Source organism: Spirosoma horti, assembly GCF_054776595.1.
Genome location: NZ_BAAHBQ010000027.1, coordinates 1 through 924, shown reverse-complemented (window position 1 = coordinate 924; position 924 = coordinate 1). Strand labels below are relative to the sequence as shown.

Genomic DNA, 924 nt, shown 5'->3' with positions numbered 1-924 from the left:
ACATAATTCTGGTGGCTGTTGCAAAAGGCCGAGAGGCCATTAGTAAGCTCGATAAACGAGTTAAATCTGGCTCCCGATTTCGGCCAAAACAACAGGTCAACAGGGTGTTTTCAACTCACTCCCGACTTTTGCAACAGCCACTCTGATTATATAACAATCTAGAAGCACTTTCTATGCAGATCGAGCGCCATCCCAATCTTCTTAGAATTCACTTTAAACACCCACTTATCCAAACTCTTCAATACGAACTGGATGGACTTTTGACCGTTATAGATCCACAAGGTCAAACGGTGAATAGGTTTAAAACAGTAGCTCATATAGCCTACAGCGCGCAATATGGTACACCCATTTCTAAAGATGGCCAATTTGTGTTCATAGGCACTTGGGATAGAGGACTCTTTTGTTTTTCAATCAAAGAGCAAAAACTAGTTTGGAAAGCTGGACCTGGACGAGTCAGAAGCATTATAGTCAATGACTCTTTCCTGCTGGTAGAAATGGCATGCAGGGGAATTTATCGAAGAAACCCATGTAATGGAGAATTGATGGAAATTATAAAGTTACCTGCTATCGAAACCTTTAAGCAACTCAACACTAATCAGCTTTTTGCTGGGCCTCTAAAAGGAGCTTACTGGCTCTTTGATTTACCTAGCATGCAACCTATGAAACAGGTGAAGACTCGAGATCTAAATATTAACAACTGTCTTTCTTATGTCATTCAGGATGTCTATTATCGAGATCAGATTTTACTGGTAAAGGGATTCGAGCAATACAGAGGAAGGAATTATGAAGATAAAGAATCAACGGAATTCGAAAGACTAATACCTCTTACCTAACATAATGCCAGTGGCTGTTGCAGAAGTCGATAACCGCATCGAATAGCTTCATCAAACAGTATTTTTAGTTAGTCCGAAGTATGGCATTGGT

1 protein-coding gene is annotated in these 924 nt (G+C 40.3%); it reads left to right on the top strand.

Annotation, left to right across the window (positions count from 1 at the left end; genetic code table 11):
- Window positions 1-173 precede the first annotated feature (173 nt).
- The gene (locus tag ACYVAM_RS31765; RefSeq protein WP_461074184.1) at window positions 174-833 is read left to right on the top strand and encodes a hypothetical protein; all 660 of its coding nucleotides are present in this window, start codon (window positions 174-176) and stop codon (window positions 831-833) included.
- Window positions 834-924 lie beyond the last annotated feature (91 nt).

What these genes read in the sequence shown, in the direction of transcription:
- ACYVAM_RS31765 (WP_461074184.1), top strand. Translation starts at nt 174, where the DNA reads ATGCAGATCGAGCGCCATCCCAATCTTCTTAGAATTCACTTTAAACAC.